Origin of the sequence: Flavobacterium luminosum (assembly GCF_023635005.1) — a bacterium.
Classification (GTDB): domain Bacteria; phylum Bacteroidota; class Bacteroidia; order Flavobacteriales; family Flavobacteriaceae; genus Flavobacterium; species Flavobacterium luminosum.
Genome location: NZ_JAMLJM010000012.1, coordinates 1 through 20,169 on the forward strand (window position 1 = coordinate 1; position 20,169 = coordinate 20,169).

Annotated in this window: 23 protein-coding genes; all 23 read left to right on the top strand. The window is 31.1% G+C overall.

Annotated elements, in window-relative coordinates; all coding sequences use genetic code 11:
• Positions 1 to 157 precede the first annotated feature (157 nt).
• A complete protein-coding gene (locus tag NAT50_RS11940) occupies positions 158 to 664 on the top strand; it encodes a hypothetical protein (RefSeq protein ID WP_250593454.1) in 507 nt (168 codons plus the stop codon).
• 150 nt (positions 665 to 814) lie between these two features.
• Positions 815 to 1,468 (top strand): hypothetical protein, encoded by a 654-nt coding sequence (locus tag NAT50_RS11945; RefSeq protein WP_250593455.1) that lies wholly within the window; start codon positions 815 to 817, stop codon positions 1,466 to 1,468.
• A gap of 167 nt (positions 1,469 to 1,635) precedes the next feature.
• Entirely contained in the window at positions 1,636 to 2,232 is a 597-nt protein-coding gene (locus tag NAT50_RS11950) for a hypothetical protein (RefSeq protein ID WP_250593456.1), read from the top strand.
• Between the two features lie 171 nt (positions 2,233 to 2,403).
• Positions 2,404 to 2,886 carry a carboxypeptidase-like regulatory domain-containing protein gene (locus NAT50_RS11955; RefSeq protein ID WP_250593457.1) on the top strand — a complete coding sequence of 161 codons (483 nt, stop codon included), beginning with the start codon at positions 2,404 to 2,406 and terminating at the stop codon, positions 2,884 to 2,886.
• 178 nt (positions 2,887 to 3,064) lie between these two features.
• Positions 3,065 to 3,562 (top strand): hypothetical protein, encoded by a 498-nt coding sequence (locus tag NAT50_RS11960; protein ID WP_250593458.1) that lies wholly within the window; start codon positions 3,065 to 3,067, stop codon positions 3,560 to 3,562.
• A gap of 176 nt (positions 3,563 to 3,738) precedes the next feature.
• Positions 3,739 to 4,128, top strand: coding sequence for a hypothetical protein (locus NAT50_RS11965; protein ID WP_250593459.1), 390 nt, complete (start codon positions 3,739 to 3,741; stop codon positions 4,126 to 4,128).
• A 785-nt stretch (positions 4,129 to 4,913) separates the two neighbouring features.
• A complete protein-coding gene (locus NAT50_RS11970; protein ID WP_250593460.1) occupies positions 4,914 to 5,459 on the top strand; it encodes a hypothetical protein in 546 nt (181 codons plus the stop codon).
• Positions 5,460 to 5,686: 227 nt separating this feature from the next.
• On the top strand, positions 5,687 to 6,238 hold the full coding sequence (locus NAT50_RS11975; RefSeq protein WP_250593461.1) for a hypothetical protein: 552 nt from the start codon (positions 5,687 to 5,689) through the stop codon (positions 6,236 to 6,238).
• A 252-nt stretch (positions 6,239 to 6,490) separates the two neighbouring features.
• Positions 6,491 to 6,976, top strand: a complete 486-nt coding sequence (locus tag NAT50_RS11980; RefSeq protein ID WP_250593462.1) for a hypothetical protein — start codon at positions 6,491 to 6,493, stop codon at positions 6,974 to 6,976.
• 611 nt (positions 6,977 to 7,587) lie between these two features.
• On the top strand, positions 7,588 to 8,274 hold the full coding sequence (locus NAT50_RS11985; RefSeq protein WP_250593463.1) for a hypothetical protein: 687 nt from the start codon (positions 7,588 to 7,590) through the stop codon (positions 8,272 to 8,274).
• Positions 8,275 to 8,523, top strand: coding sequence for a redox-active disulfide protein 2 (locus tag NAT50_RS11990; RefSeq protein ID WP_250593464.1), 249 nt, complete (start codon positions 8,275 to 8,277; stop codon positions 8,521 to 8,523).
• Between the two features lie 231 nt (positions 8,524 to 8,754).
• Positions 8,755 to 10,194, top strand: coding sequence for a DUF6794 domain-containing protein (locus tag NAT50_RS11995; RefSeq protein WP_250593465.1), 1,440 nt, complete (start codon positions 8,755 to 8,757; stop codon positions 10,192 to 10,194).
• 123 nt (positions 10,195 to 10,317) lie between these two features.
• A complete protein-coding gene (locus tag NAT50_RS12000; protein ID WP_250593466.1) occupies positions 10,318 to 11,112 on the top strand; it encodes a hypothetical protein in 795 nt (264 codons plus the stop codon).
• A gap of 164 nt (positions 11,113 to 11,276) precedes the next feature.
• Complete coding sequence (locus tag NAT50_RS12005; RefSeq protein ID WP_250593467.1) at positions 11,277 to 11,786, top strand: hypothetical protein; 510 nt, start codon at positions 11,277 to 11,279, stop codon at positions 11,784 to 11,786.
• A gap of 197 nt (positions 11,787 to 11,983) precedes the next feature.
• Complete coding sequence (locus NAT50_RS12010; protein WP_250593468.1) at positions 11,984 to 12,517, top strand: hypothetical protein; 534 nt, start codon at positions 11,984 to 11,986, stop codon at positions 12,515 to 12,517.
• 9 nt (positions 12,518 to 12,526) lie between these two features.
• Positions 12,527 to 13,447, top strand: coding sequence for a restriction endonuclease (locus tag NAT50_RS12015; protein ID WP_250593469.1), 921 nt, complete (start codon positions 12,527 to 12,529; stop codon positions 13,445 to 13,447).
• 195 nt (positions 13,448 to 13,642) lie between these two features.
• Positions 13,643 to 14,467: an energy transducer TonB gene (locus NAT50_RS12020; RefSeq protein ID WP_250593470.1), complete on the top strand. Its 825-nt coding sequence runs from the start codon at positions 13,643 to 13,645 to the stop codon at positions 14,465 to 14,467.
• A 320-nt stretch (positions 14,468 to 14,787) separates the two neighbouring features.
• A complete protein-coding gene (locus NAT50_RS12025; protein ID WP_250593471.1) occupies positions 14,788 to 15,801 on the top strand; it encodes an aldo/keto reductase in 1,014 nt (337 codons plus the stop codon).
• A 55-nt stretch (positions 15,802 to 15,856) separates the two neighbouring features.
• Positions 15,857 to 16,771 (top strand): helix-turn-helix domain-containing protein, encoded by a 915-nt coding sequence (locus NAT50_RS12030; RefSeq protein WP_250593472.1) that lies wholly within the window; start codon positions 15,857 to 15,859, stop codon positions 16,769 to 16,771.
• 188 nt (positions 16,772 to 16,959) lie between these two features.
• Complete coding sequence (locus NAT50_RS12035) at positions 16,960 to 17,892, top strand: hypothetical protein (RefSeq protein WP_250593473.1); 933 nt, start codon at positions 16,960 to 16,962, stop codon at positions 17,890 to 17,892.
• 792 nt (positions 17,893 to 18,684) lie between these two features.
• A complete protein-coding gene (locus tag NAT50_RS12040; RefSeq protein ID WP_250593474.1) occupies positions 18,685 to 19,029 on the top strand; it encodes a type II toxin-antitoxin system HigB family toxin in 345 nt (114 codons plus the stop codon).
• Between the two features lie 11 nt (positions 19,030 to 19,040).
• Positions 19,041 to 19,595 (top strand): helix-turn-helix domain-containing protein, encoded by a 555-nt coding sequence (locus NAT50_RS12045; RefSeq protein ID WP_250593475.1) that lies wholly within the window; start codon positions 19,041 to 19,043, stop codon positions 19,593 to 19,595.
• 210 nt (positions 19,596 to 19,805) lie between these two features.
• Positions 19,806 to 20,169, top strand: a 364-nt coding sequence (locus tag NAT50_RS12050) for a helix-turn-helix domain-containing protein (RefSeq protein ID WP_250593476.1), incomplete at its 3' end; no start/stop codon positions are given.

The following is a 20,169-nucleotide window of genomic DNA, read 5'->3' on the forward strand; positions in this document are numbered from 1 at the left end:
CAGGTTTTACGCTATTGCGGGTTTTGCGATTAATTTAAAGTTTCTTTTGTATCTTTGAAGTCAGTGCTAAACGGAAAGGTTCCAGATTCTTTAGTCCGCAACAGTCGTAAAGCCTGGGAACGTTAGCAGCAAGCGTAAACGAAAAACATACAACATAATGTTATTAGAAAATTTTCAGAATTCATTTGAAAAACAAAAAAATTCAAAAAAACTATTTAACAAAATTCTTTGTTTAGCCGTAATCTGTGTTTCTTTTTTCTTAATATACTCGGTGTTTGTAAATAACAAATCTAAAGGTTTACTATTTCTAGCTTTCTGGCTAATGATTCTAGGAACTTACGGATTATTTGAATTGAGAAAACACTATAAATTAACTTACTTTGAAAATGATTTTTCAGAGAAAGAAAATATTGAAAATGTAATTTCTGTTATTAAAAATATAGCAAAAGATAGTTACATTCAGAATGAAAACACATTTAGCTTTATTTATCAAAAAAGTTGGTGGAGAATAGATTACAAAGTAACAATTTTTGCGAGTGAAAACTTAATTGCAATAAATGCGGAAGGTCGAGGTTCTTCTGATAGTGGCTTCATAGATTTTGGAGCCTCAAAAAAAACAGAACGAAGTATTATTGATTTACTAATTAAAAACGCCAGCTGCTAACAAGCGTTTGGCAAGATTGCGAATTTTGTAGTAAATTCACGTTTACATTTCGCAAGAAATTTTATCTTTAACAGAAAATAATCGGTTCCGAAGCTCGCAACCTCGCCAAGCGCCGGAACGTTGGCAGACATTTTAGAAAAAATCGTGAAAATGAAACAAGCGGAACATTCGAAAATTATTAACAGAATTGCAAAAGAAAAATTTAAACCTTTTGGAATAACTCAAAAAGGACAGTCTCGAATTTGGCTTGATGATAGAGGTTGGTATACAACAATAATAGAATTTCAGCCATATAGAGGTGAGAAAGGAACAACATTAAATGTAGGAGTAAATTTTCATTGGTATGAGCACGATTATTTTTCATTTGACATTGGTAGCCGACAAGACGTAGACTTTGTAAATTTTGACGAAGATAACATTGAAAGTTTTAAAAAAAATATTGAAGAATTTTGCGATTTATGCTTAAAAATAGTATTGGAGAATAGAACAAAATTTAAATCTATTTATTCAGCTAAAGAACATATTCTTAACCATAACTTTACGAGTGACGGATTTTGGGGTAATTATAGCAAAGGCATAATTTGTGGACTAACTGGCAATCTATATGAAATGAATAAATATTTCGACAAATTATTAAATGGAAATCATCCAGTAAAATGGGTTGAGGAATTAAAATTGTTTACTAATTATTTGAAATCAAAAAGTGTAACTCAAGAAACATTTACAAATGAAATCGTGAAAGTTATCATTAAAACAAGAAAGAGTAAGAAACTTTCAGAAATTGAAATTTTACTAAATGAATAAAAAAACGATCTGCCAACAAGCGTTTGGCAAGATTGCGAATTTTGTGGTAAATACACGTTTACATTTCGCAAGAAATTTTATCTTTAACAGAAAATAATCAGTTCCGAAGTTCGCAACCTCGCCAAGCGCCGGAACGTTAGCAGCAAGTTGCGCAAAAAATGCATTTAATGGAAAATAGAAAAATCAAAATCATAGCAATAATTCTTTTATTCCTTGTTAGTTGTAATAATTACAGTCAAAAGAAAAATTACGACACAGATGTTTTAATGAATAATGCAAATTGTGTACGTTCAAAAAAAATTGGTTTTAAAAACCGTTTGAAAATGTTTCCTTTTGAAAATACTTCACAAATACTAATCGTATCTCATAGAACAAAAAATGGAATGATTGGAGAAGAGTTACGGAAATATTTAAACTCAATAAAAATCAATCAAGACACAATCAATCATAAAGAATTCGAGCAAGTTGAAAAATTAAACTTGATTCAAATAGAAAAATTTACTGACATTATTTTTAATTATAGCCATAAAGGAAAAGTATACGCTATATCAGATGTAAAGTGTTACGAACCAAGAAATGCTTTTATCTTCCTAGATAAGGATAATAAAGTTTTAGGTTTTATCGAAATTTGTTTTGGCTGCAACCATTTAAGAACTAGCGACAAAAGGATTGATATTGGCGATTACTGCGAACAAAAATATGACTTATTAAAAGGTATTTTTCGCGAAAGTGGAATCAAATATGGAATTACGGAAGTTGAATAAATAATAACCTGCTGCTAACAGCGGTTTCACGAAATGGCTAGAAAATTGGTAAATTCATATTTATATTTCGCTATTAAATTCTATCTTAGTGGAAAATATATCATCCCGAAGTTCGCCACTTCGTGAAGCCGGCGGGACGTTAGCCGTTATTTTACCTGAACGACACTAAAAATGAAAAAATCAACCAAAATTTTCTTTTTAATCCTTCTAATTTTAATAATTGGAATTTTCATTCATCCTCAGAAAGTAATTTATGAGGCAAATGTTGAAGGAAAAGTAATTGACGAAAATAATAAACCTGTTATTAATGCAACAGTTTACAGAATTGAGAAAGAGTATTACATAAATGCGGAAATTGGCTCGAATGAATCAAGAGATTTAAGAACTGAAAGTGTCAAAACTGACAAAAATGGAAACTTCAAGTTTTATGAAAAATCAAAAATAGATTGGTTTCATACTCCATTAGATTTGCCAATTGGCTACTGTTATGCGGAATTCGAAATTGAGAAAAGTGGATATGAATTTTATAAAACAAAGTTTGGCGAATTTGAACAATACAGAATTGAAAATTGTTACGCTTGTGAAAAAGTATTGTTTAAGCCAATTATTACTTTGAAAAGTCTAAAAGAAAACAGAAACACTAAACAGAATTAAAACAGAACTGAAAAATAAAAACAACGGCTAACAGCGGTTTGGCGCCATTGCGGGTTTTGCGAATATTTGGAAAGTTATCCGTTAAACCAAAATTTGTTTATATTTGTGAAGTTCCGTGTACGAATGCCGCAACAGCAGGCCAAGCCGGCGGGACGTTAGCGGTAATACTACGACAATTATGAAAAAAACACTTATAACCTTAACTATAATCTTATTTAGTTGCACAGAAAAGAAGCAATTGAATTCTACTTTTGAAAAGATTACATTTGAGAATAAAGACTTAGATTCTAATTTTCGGAAAATTATCATTGACTATCAAAAAACTTTTCCCGTAAAGAATCCAAAAAAAGGGAATATTTATGTTTACGTTGCAGCATTTTCTAAAGAAAAAAACGACACAATATTCACTATAATAAGAACTAGTGCGGGAATTTTGAGAAAAAACAAAAATATTTATGGTTTATACAAAGACAACGAGTTAGGGAATTTTGTTATTTATGACGAGTCGAGATTAGGCTCAAGTCAAATCAAGATTTATAAAAAAGAGTTACCTGACAGCTTAATTTGGAAAGAAGTGGATTTTCCTGAAATCATAACTCCTGAATCAAAATTTAAAATTGTAAATAAAGTCCCAAAATTTGTCAGAACAGATACAATTTGGACGGATTGGGACTAATAAGCACTACCGCTAACAGCGGTTTTGTGAAAGTGGGGCTTTAAGGCAAAATTTAAAGGTAATTTTATATATTTGACATCAGTCCTAATGGAAAGGTTTGGGAACAAAAATCCCCACCTCCACAAAGCCGGCGGGACGTTAGCAGTAATTCAACGAAAAACAAAACGCGTAAAAGAATGAAACTATTCTTAACCATCTTAATAATCAATACATTTACATTAATATCTTACTCGCAAGAAAATAAAGTTTTGGGCGTCTGGGTAGTCATTTTTGAAGGCGAAAAAGCCCCAAATCTTGATTGTGATTCCTGTCCTAAATGGGAATTTAAAAAAGACCATACATTAACTTTCACAAGATATAATGGCAAACAAGAAACTACAACATGGAAAATAGATAAAAATGGAGTTTTGCATTTTGGAAAAACACTTACAGGGTTTTTAGGCACTCATTATAACAAAATGTCCAAGACTCCTGTAAAATTAATTTTCAATAATAGTGGTGAATATAAAGAACTACAATTTAATGATGAAGGAAAAATAATACCTATTAAATTACGTAGAAGATGAACTACTGCTAACAGCGGTTTTAAGAAATTGGGGTTTTGGTGTTTATCGGGAGGAGCCAGTGCTTGCACTTCTCTGCTATTTTTGAGCTTTTTTCTTTCAAACTTTTCGGTATATTTGTAAACATCAGTAACAAAAATCCCCAACTTCTTAAAGCCGGCGGGACGTTAACTGCAACTGCCGAACTGAACGCTGAAAAACCCAATCTGACGTTGAATTGTTACTGAATTTCTGTCCAATACTTCTCGCCTATTTTTGAAAATTTTCGAAGAAATTAAGATCGATTTTCATTTTGCAGAAACTTGAAAAGCGGACAAAAATACAGCAACTTTTAAAAGAAAAAATGGTTGTTGACAAAACTCAGTTTGGCAAATACCGAAAACGTTCCCAACTGGACGCAGAAAACAGAAACGCAAAAAAAATTGCGGAATTTCGTTGCGCTAAATTTTCCGAACTAGACGCAGAAAAACGGAATGAAATTTCGTTGTGCTAAATTTTGAGAATTAAACGTAGAAAAAAATTCCGAAAAACAGAATTTGAAAAACTTTTCGTTGAAAAACACAGAAAACGAATCACTTTGCGAAAAAAAACCGAACAGAACGCAAAAAAAATTAAATCACCAGCGGTTAACAGCGGTTTGGCGCCATTGCGGGTTTTGCGAATATTTGGAAAGTTACTCGTAAAACCAAAATTTGTTTATATTTGTGAAGTTCCGCGTACAAATGCCGCAACAGCAGGCCAAGCCGGCGGGACGTTATGTGCAATTTTACCACAAATACATATTAGAAATGAAACTAATAAACATCTGTCTTATTTTCTGTATTGTATCAATAATAATTGGATGCAATGAAAATCAAACCATTAATAAAGAAAAAGCAAAGAAAGTTGAAGAAAAGAAAGTTAAGAAAACTTATTTTGAACGAACAAAATTTGTTACCAAATACAAATTTGACCAATTCCCTGTAAATAAAATTGAAACTGAAAAAACAAAATTAATACTTAATACAAATCAAAATGCTTTTTCAAAAAGATATAAGACAATGATTAAACAAACATTTGAAAAAGAGGCTATCAATTTTGCTGGAAAATATGTCGTAAATTATTGGGGATGTGGCTCTCCATGTCAGATAGGAATTGCTATTAATGCAAAAAATGGAAAACTAATTGAAATTCCATCTGCAAGTGCAGGATATGAATTTCAAAAAAATAGTAGGTTACTAATAACTAATCCTCCAGACAGTTTAGATTATTACATCAAAGATTGTGCTTGGTGTGAACCAGAATTGTATGTATTGGACACTCTTAAAAACAAGTTTGTAAAATTACACGAATAAAAAAACTGCACATAACAGCGGTTTGGCGCCATTGCGGGTTTTGCGGATATTTGGAAAATTACTCGTTGAACCAAAATTTGTTTATATTTGTGAAGTTCCGTAAAAAAATGCCGCAACAGCAGGCCAAGCCGGCGGGACGTTAGCAGTAACTTTTTCGCCGATTCAGACATCTAACGCAACAAATGTTAAAAAAATTAAAATATTAATTTAAATTATAATACTACAAAATGAAAAAAAAATTTCTATTATTATCGCTTTTTATAAGTCATTTTACTTTTAGCCAAACTGATTTTAAATTTTATAAGAGTATTGAAGATTATGCTAACAACAAATTCATACCAAATTATGATATAATAGAATATTCTTGGAGAAATAGTGACTTTACTGAAGAAACATTAAGAGTAAAAATCAACAATAGTGGGGAAAAAAAAATAAAAATAACTGAATTTCCTGGAGAATTTTATAGCGCAGAAAAAGGTCAACTATGGAGGCAATATAAAAAGGAAAGTTATATTATTTTAGCGTATGGAACATATTGTTACTACGTAACTCCTGGTTTTTCAAGCAAACCTGAATATTATTCAGAAACCATTTCAGGTCCGATAAAAAGATTTAGCATAGGTTTATTAGAGAAAAAATTAAAAGAAAAAGGTCTTTTTCAACAATTTAAAAAAGATAAACCGAAAAGAGAATTTAAGGATAACGTAAACGATTATTTCAATAAAGAAGTCAAGAGAAATATAAAATACTTTAACTTATTAAATGAAACGTATAAATAGTATATTGATGTGACTAAATAAATTAAATCACTCATAACAACTAGTACGATTATTAATAGCGAAGCGATTAAAAGAAAGAACAAACAAAAGCTACTGCTAACAGCGGTTTGGCGCCATTGCGGGTTTTGCGAATATTTGGAAAGTTACTCGTTAAACCAAAATTTATTTATATTTGTGATGTTCCGCGTACTAATGCCGCAACAGCAGGCCAAGCCGGCGGGACGTTAGCCGTAATTTTAACACAAACTAAATATGAAAAAAGAAAAATTCGAAAAAACTGCAAATTATATTGTATTATTCTTCTCTATCTATGCAATTCTAGATATCCTGAGAATATATTTTTTTCTAGGAGAAAGAGGTTTATCCTTTGGAGATTATGATTTGAATTATTTATCTCGCTTTTTTTATTCATTCAATCTGCCAATAACAGATATTAAAATTTTAATTTTTAGTAATGTATTAATATTTACAATTCTATCATTAGGAAGTTCATTTGCAATTTTTTCCAAAAAAAATAATTCAATTTTAAACTGGCAACTTTATTTGTTTATAGTCTTAAATTCATTATCAATATTGAAAACACTGTATGCTATTTTTTTTAATGAAAACCTGCCAAACGAATATAAATATGGTTTAATCTTTACTTTGCTTATTTATGCTTTATTCGAATTCGTTTTTATTTATTCTATAAAAAAATTGAACTCACAACAGAATAATGAAATGGAAATTAATAACTAAAAATATTAACGGAAATTACAAATCGTAAAAAAACTACGGCTAACAGCGGTTTTGTGCCATTGCTAGGCTCGGTTTGTGTTTGGAAAATTCTCCGAATTTTCTAAGGTTTTCTTTTGTACTTGTAAACTTTTAGGCTAAATTTACGCAACGGCGACAAAGCCGGCGGGACGTTAGCAGTAATAGCGCCAACGTTGCAATAAAAAAATGAGAATCCAATTTTGGCAAAATGAAAAGCTCTCTGTTACTTTGTTAAAAGTAAAGCTTTCCACTATCTTGCTAATATTATAAACAAAACTTAAAGAAACTAATTTGGGAGATTATTATGTTTTAATTGGTTTAATAATATTTTTAGGCTTCTATTTCTGGATAACTAAAAATGATTACAAAGAGTTTTTCTGGAAAGATTCTTATGAGCAATTTAATGTCATAAGAGTTCCTTTCATAACAATTGTTGGAATAATTGTTCTAACCTTGAAAATTGTAAAATCTTTATAAATCAAACTCAAATTTTAAATAGCTACTACTGCTAACAGCGGTTTTAAGAAATTGGGGTTTTAGTGTTTAATGGAACGGGCTTTTTGTATATTTGGCTTCAGTCTTAACGGAATGGTTTGGGAACAAAAATCCCCAACTTCTTAAAGCCGGCGGGACGTTATGTGCAATGCTATGAAAAATTCGCCACAAAACACGAAAAACAGATGAAATTTAGCGAAAATTTACAAAAATTATTACCTTTTGGTTATTTATTCCTTGTTGTTCTTGGAATAATTAAAGAGAGTGTTTTTTATCACCAAATTGGAATAAATATTTTGAAATATTCAAACATTATGGACATTTTAATAAGTCCGATTGCTGATTTAACCTCACATCTAATTATTCTATTTGGTTTTATTATATTTTTTTCTGTACTTTCTTTGACTATTTACATTCTTTCCAAAAATCACAAAAAAGAATGGGTAAGAAAAATTGTCGGTTCTAAAAAATCCTTGACAAAATTATCAGAAGATGAAGTTAAATCATACTTTGGAAAAATATTTATTGTAATGTTTGCAATTGGTTTGCTTTCTTTCTTTCTCGGCATTGGAATCGGAAATGGGATTAAGGTTTCAGAAAAAATTTCAAATAATAACTTAAATTATGATTATAAAATAACTTTTAACACAAATGAAACAAAAGAGGTATATTTGATTGGCTCAAATAGTGCAAATTACTTTTATGTTGAAAAAGGAAATAAAAATGTGAAAATTTCACCAGTGGGAGCAATCAAGACTATAGAATTAACAAATAACAAGAACTAAATGAAAAATGAGAAACTAACCGAGAAAACCACCGAAGAATTAAAAAAAACTGAGAAATCATTAAAGGCAATAACAGGAATGCTTTTGGGAACTTTAATTGTTCTCTTTGGACTTTCATTATACATAACTTTCACAAAAGGTTTTACACCCTTAATAATAATTCCAATCGCTTTATTACCAATTGGGATAGTAAATTTTAACACGATAAATAATATAAAAAAGGAGATTAACTCAAGAACAAAATCATAAAAGCACTGCACATAACATGGGTTTTGCAAGATGCGGGGTTGAAGGAAATCTCAGAAATATTCTAGAAAATACCCGCAAAAAATTTTTCCATTTTTTATTTTTTTCGTAATTTTAAAAAATGGAAAAAGTTTTTGCTAGAGATTGGTTCTCCTCCCGACTTTTGGTTTGCAGTAGCCCGCACCTCGCAAAGCCCCTTTCCGTTAGCCGTAATTTAACCTCAAAATGCCGAAAATGAAGAAATTATTCCTTTTTATACATTTAATAACATTGAATATTTCATTCTCTCAAATTTCAACATCCATAATTCCGATTTCGGAAACTTATTCATCGAATCGTGAGTTTGAATTAAAATCAATATCTTATGATGACGAATTCCCTAACTTGAAAGGAGAATCTTTTGTTTATTATACTGAAGAAACTGATAGCTTAGGAGCAAAAAAAATATTTTACAAATTGAATCGCTCATTTGATATTTATGATGGTTATCCATTCTTTGTAGCGATTAGTAATGATGGTAGAAAAATACTTTATATAAAAAATGAAGTTTACTATAAAGGCGAAGAACACAAAAATGTAACGTATTATTTAGACGGAAAATTAGTAAAAACATATACAACAGAGGAATTTATAGATTGCAATAAAGACCAAGAAAAATGTGAAATGTTTTATGATAATCAATACACAACATACAAAAAACAAGGTCCAACAACGAGAGAATACAAAGATAATATTACCGAAAAAGATAAATTTTTAAATAAAAACTATATTTTCAATAAGAATGATACAATTTACATTATTGACAATAGAAAAAAAGTTCATTTATTTGATTTAAACAAAAATGAATTTATTAAAAGGAAAATTGATTTTGACTCAATTTATTCAAAAATTAAAAATATTGAAGCAGTAAAAAGCAAAATATCATATTATAATTATCCATACAAGTATATCATTGACATTGAAAATTCAAATGATAACAAAAAACTTTCGCAAGCTATAAGTGATATATCAAATCTTAAATTCATACCAGTATTTGATTCAACCTTTCATAAATATAAATTACACAGAATTGAACTTACTGGCTATTTAGATAGAAAAGGGAAATTTGAAATTGATGTTATTAAAAGTGACAAAATATTTGATGAAAATAAAATAAAAGAATTTTTAAAGACTACAACTTTTAAAACAGACTTTATACCCAAGGAAGTTGATAAAATTTATTTAACCAGCTTTTTTGGTGGATATAGAAATTATGATATTAAAATTGCTGAACAAGAAACTATTAAAGAGAAAGAAGATAGAATAGAAGAATATAAAAGACGATTAACTCTAGAAAAAATAGATGACATTTATATTCCTAAAAATCTCTATGAATGCTTTACAGAATTGGATAAAACTCTAAATTTTGAGAGCAAAAAGCAACTTAAAGAATCAAAAGATACTTGGCAATTTAATTCACATATGGGAGGTTTGGGAATGTGGATTAGAAATAATTGGGGAATAAATGGAGGTTCACGTCTTTCAAAATATTTTCATAATCGCGAAGTTGGAACAAAAAGAGGATTTGGAAATGATGAAATTTCAGGAATAATAATCGAAGAATATATTAAATGGTTAAAAGGAGATAAAGAATCTTGGAAAAAATGGGAAAAAGAAAATCCTGAAAAAAAATAAACTACGGCTAACACACGTTTGGCGCAATTGCGAATTTTGTAGTAAATTCACGTTCACGTTTCACAAGAAATATTATCTTTAACAGAAAATATTCAGTTCCTAAGTTCGCAACTGACGCCAAGCGTGGGAACGTTAGCAACCATAATCCGCGTAAAAACATTTAACATAGATATGATCAATGAATATGAAAATATTTTAAGAACAATAATTAGTGAAATGATTGGTTCTACTGATAGTTCACCTTTTAATGTTTCAAAAGATAGAATTGATAAGTGGAATGAAAAAAGAGAAATTGAAACAAAAAAATATAAAGGAGTCAATTTAGAAACTCGCATAATTTATTATTCAGATTTCTATGATTTAAAAAATATCATATCTAAAAATTGGGATAAGTTTAAAGTTTTTTTTGATGATAAGAAAAAATTCGAAGTGTATTTCGATCAAATGGAAACTTTTCGAAACACACTATCACATGGAAGAACTTTACTTTTTTATCAAGAAAAACTTATTGAAGGAATACTTGGGGAATTAAAAACATTATTAATAAACTATCACAACAAAAATATGAACCCAACGGATTATTTTGTTAGAATATTGAAGGTTTCGGATAATCTCGGAAACACTTGGAATGATCAATTCTCTCGTATTGGGATGATTACTAAAAGTGTTATTCGAGTGGGCGATTTTATAGAGATAAATGTTGAAGCATTTGATCCAAAAGGACGAGAAATAGATTTTGAAATTTATAATGGAAAATTTAAGTTTCAAAATAAAACAGGGAAATTTCAGTTTGAGATTACTGAAAAAATGATAGGCAATCCTTTATCATTTAGCTTGTATGCTAAAACAATTGGTCAAAAATATACTAATTCAGATCAAATTTCGGTTCATTATACAGTATTACCAAAAGAAGAATAGAGGAAAAATAAATTACGGTTGCTAACAGCGGTTTGGCAAGATTTGGGTTTTGGTCTTGATTTAAAGTTGGTTTTGTATTTGGAAAATCCATGTAAACTGAAAAATAAATCTTAATTTAGTCCCAAACCTCGCCAAGCCGGCGGGACGTTAGCAACAATTTTAAAATGACGAAACGATTAATTACTTTCATAATTATTTTGATTCCGATAATTGCCTTATCGCAATCAAATATTTTGTTAATCGAAAAGAATTTTAAAGGCGTTATATTTCCGAATACTTATAAGAATAGTGCATTTAAATTTATAGAAGAAAGTAAACGATTTACACCAACTAAAGAAGAAATTCAAAGTTTTGAAAACTCATTAAGAAAAAACTTGGCGGGAATAAATAAAAATCGCTTAAATCAGAAATATAAATGTCCTGTAATCCATAGAAACTTAAGAAAATATGTCCGACAGTATTTAGGATTTATCGATGATTCCGGAAAACGATATTTATTAGTAAATTTTCTTTGGGAAAAATCAATTGAACCGGAATCTGAATATAGAACTGATTTAGCGAACTGGGAAAAACACTGGCAGGTTTGGTTCGATGGTTGTAGTCATTATTGGAATATCAAATATTATATTGAATCTGAATCGCTATTTGATCTGCAAATAAATGGATCATCATAAAAACTGTTGCTAACAGCGGTTTTGTGCAAGCGGGGTTTTGGGGATTTATTGGTAAGGGCTTGGTGTTTGCATTTTCTTCTTTCTTTCGGGCTTTTTCCTTTATAACTTTTCGGTATATTTGTAAACGTCAGTAATAAAAATCCCCGCCTGACACAAAGCCGGCGGGACGTTATCGGGCAGCCTAAAAGACGACAGAAATGACAGAAAAACAAATAGAATTAATAAAAAAACAACTTTCTAAACTTGACAGTAACGACTTTGACTTAAGTGGTTGGAAAAGTTCAACAATTGTAATTCTTAGTAGAATATTTGGTGATACTTATCAAGGAATAAAAGCAATTGAGAATATTAAATATTCAAGTGGCGGAATAGGTTCCGTTCATTGGGACAATTTAGCCTCATGTAAAAAGCAGGGAAAAGATATTCTTGAAGCTTGCATTACAGAACTTGAAACATTTGGTCAACCAGAACAGAAAAAGAATGACAATTCGGGAATAAATATCAACCTTACTCAAAACCAAAATCAGACAGTAAATATAAATTTACTCATTGGGGCATTAGAAGATGAACTTACTGTGTCGCAACTCAGAGAAGTGAATGAAATAATGAATGCAGAAGAGCCAAAATCTGAGAAAAAGAAAAAATTAATTGACAAAATAAAATCTTTTGGAAGTGATGTTGCTTCCAATATTCTTGCTAACATTTTAACTAATCCAAATATTTGGGGCTAACAAAAAATTATGATACCAGACTACCAATCCTTAATGCTTCCTTTACTCAAACTTGTTTCAGACGGACAAGAACACAAATACAGAGACTTGATTGAAAGTTTGGCTATTGAATTTGAAGTAACAGACGAAGAAAGAAAAGAACTTTTGGCAAGTGGCAACCAAGCTATTTTTGACAACAGAGTTGGTTGGGCTAAGACTTATTTAAAGAAAGCAGGACTCCTTGACTCACCAAAGCGAGCAACTTTTGTAATTACCGACCTTGGCAGACAGACTTTGGCAAAAAATCCTGACCGAGTTGACGCAAAGTATTTAAGACAGTTTCCTGCATTTTTGGAGTTTCAAAACGCTTCGAGAAACAACAATGAAAGTGAAGAAGATGAAACGGCAATAATTGAAAACAACGAGCAGACACCTGAAGAGAGTTTAGACAAGGCTTACCAACGAATTAGAAAATCGTTAGCATCTGAACTGCTTAACAAAGTTGTTGACCTCTCTCCTGCTTTTTTCGAGCGACTTGTTGTTGAACTTTTAGTAAAAATGGGTTACGGTGGTTCAATCAAAGACGCAGGTAAGGCGATGGGAAAAAGCGGAGACGAAGGAATTGACGGAACAATTAAAGAAGATAAACTCGGACTTGACATTATTTACATTCAAGCCAAGCGTTGGAGACCTGGAAATGTTGTTGGACGACCGGAACTTCAAAAATTTGTTGGCGCACTTGCCGGACATGGAGCCAAAAAAGGAATTTTCATAACAACATCAAATTTCACTAAGGAAGCATTGGAATACACACCGAGAAATGAAACGAAAATTGTTCTCATAGACGGTGAACAGTTGGCTCAACTAATGATTGACTACAATCTTGGTTGCACGACACAGCAGACTTATGAACTTAAAAAAATTGACAGTGACTATTTCGGAGAAGAATAAAACATACGGACAAAAAGAAGGCCGACCCGATAACAGGCGTTTGGCTCAATGGCGGGTGACGTGGATAATTGAACATTCTACCTCGCATCAACTTTTGTGGTATATTGACAGTTTTGTGCTCCGAAATCCGCCACTGCGCCAAGCGCCAAAACGTTGGTGGCAATTTTGCCGAAAATCGCAGAAAATATGACGTTTATGAGATATTTTAAATTAATTTTATTGACAATTATCTTGATTTTAGTTTCTTGCGAAAAAAAGAAAAATATATCTGAAATTAAAATAAGTAGCGACTCAATAATTGTAAAATCAATCGATGAATTTTACAAAACAAAATCAAAAAAAGTAAAAATAGTTGACACACTTTGTATATTCGAGCAAAAAAGAGCGCAAGAAGATGTCAAAAAAAACAAATTAGTTTACACATTGCATTACGGAATTGGAGTTTATGATTTTAGTAATTTTGAAATGAATGAATTGTTAGCTAAACATTCTATTACTCTTGATACAATATTAATTCCTTGTTCTCGTCCACCAAAAGGTTTTAAATGGTATTGCTATTCAGAACTTATGAATAAAGAAATCGAAAAAAGATTTGGCGAAAAATTTATTGACTCTTTAAGAAATATTGCGGATCGAAAGTTTGTTGAAAATAATCCAAAATTTGTATTTAGCTTTTCAGATTGTGAAACTAACTCAAGATATGAAACAGCTAAAACTTACGAGGATTTTTTAGAAAAACCTGAAAATGATTTTATAAAAAGTTTGAATTATAAAAACTTGACAAAACAACAACTTAAAAAAGAAAAAGCAAATTCTGACATCAGTTTTGTAATTTATCGAAATGGAACAATAGGAAATATAAAAGTACAAACTGATTTTAATATCTCTAAAAACAAAGATTTTATAAAATATTTTGAAAAAGAAGCGATTAAGTTTGTGAAAAATGCAAAATGGAAATCTGCGACTTATCGTGGAATAAAAGTAAATAGTGAAATGTACTTAAATCTATATAATAAATAAAAACTGCCACCAACACACGTTTGGCGCAATTGCGAATTTTGTGGTAAATTCACATTTATTTTCCGCAAGAAATTTTATCTTTAACAGAAAATAATCCGTTCCGAAGTTCGCAACTGACGCCAAGCGCGGGAACGTTGGTGGCAACCCTAACCGACAACCGTGCAAACTTCAACAGACAGACAAAACAGAAAACCAAGCCCACCCACCACCCGACAATAAAAGATTATTGACCTATCATTTGGATACAACTTCCCCCGATTTAGATACTTTTTTCAGAAGCAACATTTTGACCTTTGCGAAGAATAAAAAAAAGAAATTTTATGAGCAACATTAAAAAAGTAAACTTAGGAAGTCAGGGACTTGTAGTTCCTGCAATAGGACTTGGCTGTATGGGTATGACAACAGGATTTGGCGGCAACGTTTATGGAAATGCCGATGAAACGGAAGCTATTGCAACCATTCATCGTTCATTGGAATTGGGCGGTAATTTTTTGGACACGGCAGAAGCCTACGGACCTTTTCTGAATGAGCAACTGATAGCAAAAGCAATCAATGGCAACAGGGACAAATACATCATTGCCACAAAATTTGCTTTTGAGTTTGACGAAAACGGACAATCCACAGGTAAAATAAATGGAGGAAGAAACTATGTAAAAAAAGCTGCGGAACGTTCTCTGAAACATCTTGGCACGGATTACATTGACCTGTATTACCTGCACCGTTTAGACATCAACACACCTATTGAAGAAACTGTTGAAGCAATGAGCGAATTAGTAAAAGAGGGTAAAGTAAAATACATCGGGCTTTCGGAAGTAGGCTCTGAAACCATTAGAAAAGCCCACAAAGTTCACCCGCTTACAGCGGTGCAGTCCGAATATTCATTATTTGAAAGGCAAATTGAAGAATTGGGAATTATAGATACGCTGAATGAGTTAGGCATTGGCTTAGTGGCTTATTCGCCAATAGGCAGAGGCTTTTTAAGCGGCAACATACAAAAGCCCGAAGATTTGGCGGAAGATGATTTCAGAAGAAATGTAATACCGAAATTAATGGGCGAACAATTTTACAAAAATTTGGAGCTGGTAAATGAGATTAAAAAAGTGGCAGAAGAAAAAGACATTACCCCGGCACAACTTGCAATAGCTTGGGTTATAGCCAAAGGACACTTACCTATTCCGGGAACGAAACGTGTAAAGTATATTGAAGAAAACATTGCAGCTACTTATGTTTCACTAACACAAGAAGATTTGAACCGATTGGAAAGTATCATTCCATTAGGAACAGAAACAGGAGCAAGATACAATGAGGAAGCAATGAAAGGCGTTAATTTGTAATATTAAAACAACGGATAAGTTTAACTGTTTGTCCGTTGTTTTTTAATTTTATTCAATGAAAAATAGCACACCTTATTTTCTAAACTCAGTTTCAGAACTTCATACTTTTCTGAAAATTAAAAGACCTACACACCCTTTGGTAAGTGTTGTGAATTTTGATGACATTCCTTTTAAAAGCCCTAACGATATAAAAACGATTGTCTATAATTTCTACACTATTTATTTGAAGAAAAATTTTGACGGAAAAATAAAATACGGACAACAGTATTATGATTTCGACAATGGTATAATGACCTTTTTTGCACCTAAGCAAATGTTTTCCGTAGAAGCAGGCAGTTCAGCAAAGGTTGAAGGTTGGATGTTGGTTATCCACCCCGATTTTATTCAAAATTATCCGTTGGCAAAACGTATAAAGGAATACGGATTTTTTTCTTACGCCACCAATGAAGCATTACATCTTTCAGACAAAGAAGAAAACATTATTTCGGAGTTGGTGCAAAATCTGCAACACGAAATTGAGGCAATGATAGACAATTACACACAAGACGTTGTTATTTCGCATATTGATTTATTGCTGAACTATTGCAACCGTTTTTACAATCGTCAATTCATCACACGAAAAAAAGTATCAAACGACTTATTTCTAAAATTTGAAAACACACTAACTGCATATTATCAAAGTGATGATTTTAGTGTATTGGGATTGCCCACAGTTCAATACTTTGCCGAAAAATTATTTGTTTCACCTCACTATTTAAACGATATGTTGAAAAATCTAACAGGGCAAACCACTCAACAACATATCCAAAACCAACTCATAGAAAAAGCCAAAGAGCTTTTATCAACGACAAACTTATCAGTAAGCGAAATTGCTTATCAGTTAGGCTTTGAATATCCGCAATCGTTCAGTAAACTGTTTAAAAACAAAACCCACTTGACACCATTAGCGTTTAGACAATCGTTTAATTAATCAGACAGACAACGAACACGACAAAGGGCAGCCACCAACATCGGTTTGGCGTTATGGCGGCTGACGTGCATAATTTAAGCTTAGTGCTACTATTAAACTTTTGTGCTAAATTTGGGCTGATGTTCTTCGATTGCCGCCACAAACGCCAAGCCGTGAACCGTTACCCGCAAGTTTAAAACCGCCCGCATATGAAAAATTTATTACACATTTTTATTTTATTAATTACAAATATTGCATTTTGTCAAATTAACTATTGTGATAATTGTGGCATATTTGATAACGATAATCCAGAAACGTATAAGAAAATTTCAAAAATTGAAGTTAAAAAATATAAAGGTTCTCCAATATTTCATGAACTAAATGACGAATCGAAAACGGAACTATTAGAGGAAACAATAAATGTAAATTACAATAGTTTTGGAAAAGTAGAAGAATTCATTTCTACGGAATGGCTAAGCGGATTTGAATCAACAATTTCTTCATACAAACTCACATACGATGGAGAAGAGCAAGTAATAAGCATAATTAATCAGTCTGGTCCATCCGAACATAAGGAAACATTTAAATATGATAAAGTCAAAAATGAAGCAATAAACTATGTTTTCAATTATGACAATGTTACTGTTGATAGAATTATAAAATATAAATTCAATGAAAATGGAAATGTATTGAATAGAAAAGAATATTTTGAAAATGGTACACTCTATAAAGATGATAGTTTTAAATATGATAACAAAGGGAACGAAATTTTTAGCGATTATTATGGTGTAAAAACTTCAACAACAATTATATATAACAATTCTGGAAAGATAGTTTCTAAACATTCAACGAATAACTATAAAAAAGGAGGAGAAACAAAATTTAAATACAATCAACAAGGACAAAAAATAGAAGAAGAAAGAAAAAATCTGAATGGAGGATTAATAAGTAAGATTATATACACTTATGACAATAATTTGATGACTAAACAAACTGAGATTTACTATTCAAAAGGAAAAGAATCAAGTAAAGAAGTGAAATCGTATTTCTTCAACGGACAAGGAAATTGGATAAGAGAAGAAACTACAAGAAATGACATATTAATTTCTATTTGCTATCGAGAAATAAATTACTCAAACTGAATCATCAAACAAAACCTACGGGTAACAGCGGTTTCATGAAATTAGGGTTTTAAGGCTAAATTTAAAGGTAATTTTATATATTTGACTCAGTCCTAAATGGAAAGGTTCGGGCACAAATTTCCCTAACTTCATGAAGCCGGCGGGACGTTAACCGCAAGTGCCGAACGAAGTGCTGAAAAACCTAATCTGACGTTAAATTGTTACTGAATTTCTGTCTACTTCTTCTCTCCTATTTTTCAAAATTTTTAGATAATTGAAAATTCAGTTTTTAATCAGTTGAAAATGAAAACGCAGACAAAAATTCAGCAACTTTTGAAAGAAAAACGGTTGACAAAACTCAGTTTGACAATTGAAAAACGTACCGAAATTTGTGTTGAAATTCAAAACGTTGAAAAACTTTACGGAAATTCATTTTGATAAATTTTACCAAACTCTTCGATGAAATAATTCTGAAAACATTGAAAAAAACTTTGCATTGAAAAACCGAACTAGACGCTGAATCTACTTTGCGAAAATTCGAAACTTGAAAAAAATTGATGGCTAAATTTAAAAATCCACCAGCGGTTAACAGCGGTTTGGCGCCATTGCTAGTTTTGGGAATACTTGGAAAAAACTCCGTTTTTTCCAATTTAGTTTTGTACCTGAAAACTTTTAGCTAAATTTACGCAACGGCAGGCCAAGCCGGCGGGACGTTGTGCGAAACTTTACCCCAAAAAACTGTATTAACAAAAAAAACAAAAAGTTCTAATTTTATAAGAACTTTTTTTATATCTTTGTACAAGAAATTTATTTATGGATATTGTAAACAAGAGATTACTAGAAAAATTAAAACATAAGAATAAAGGAAATATACCATTAGTTACGGCAATTAATTCATTAATAAACGATTTAGAAAAAAATGAATTCGAGAGTCAAACTGAACTCATAAAAATCAGACCGGATGCTGATTGTGTTCACAATGATGGTTTTTATTTTTTAAATATTAATGTGCATAGAACATTGATTTTAATAGAATTTGAGGAAAATGGCGAGATTACAATCGTTTGGTGTGGAACACACGATGAATACGAAACAACATTTAAAAACAATAAAAACACTATCCGAAAATGGTTAAAAGATCGTGAGTGGATAAAATAATATAATTTACTATGAAAATCGAAACTTATAAAAAAATCATTCAAAAGGGTTCTATTTCAGACGAATTAGAATTCGAAAAAGCACTTATACTTGAAAGAAAACTTCGTTTATTAAGTGTCGATAATCCTGAATATAAAGAAGCAAGATTAAAACTTCGTCAAATAATCAAAGAATACGAAAAAAGCAACTGGAGTTCTGAATCTGAAATTACTGATGAAAAAATTAAGGAAAGTGATAATGCCGAGTTTATAGCAGAACAGGAAAGAATTTTTATTCTAAAAAGAAAACAAATTATTAAGGAAAAATTAACTGATTTAGGTTTAAATCAACAAGATTTAGGCTCTATATTAGGTCACAACAAAACTTATATATCAGAACTCATGAATGGAATTAATCCTTTTACCCTAAAGGACTTAATAATTATTCATAGGCTTTTCAAAATTAAATTGGAAAACCTAATCCCTACAACTATTCCACAAAAAGAAAGAGGAAGAATTAAAATGTCAATTTTAAAAATAAATAAACCTAAATTAAAATTAGACAAAAGAGATATAGAATTTGCCTAACAAAAGCTTCGCACAACAGCGGTTTTGCGAAATTTGGGCGGGATTGATTAATGGAAAGATCTTTTTGTATATTTGACTTCAGTCCGAATGGAAAGGTTTGGAACAATATAAACCCAAACTTCGCAAAGCCGGCGGGACGTTGTGCGATATGCTACCGCCGATTCAGACATCTAACGCAACAAATGTTAAAAAAATTAACATTTTTGCATTATGAAAAACAACTATAAAAGGCTTCAATTTGAAGAACGAATTGAGATTGAAAAAATGCTTAATCAACACTTTTCCATCACTCAAATTGCTTTAAAACTAAACCGAAATAAAAGTACCATTTCTAGGGAAATCAATAAATTAAACACACCCTATTCATCTCTAAACTCAGAAGCTTTTGCTACGGGAAAACAGTATGATAGAAGATGGAGAAAATCAAAAATAAATCAAAACCCAGAGCTTAAAAAATTTGTCTACGATCACTTAAAATTACGTTGGTCTCCAGATCAAATTACTACCACTTTAAAACGTCTTTTCCCTAATAATAAAACTATGAATTTATCTCACGAAAGCATCTATCTCCACA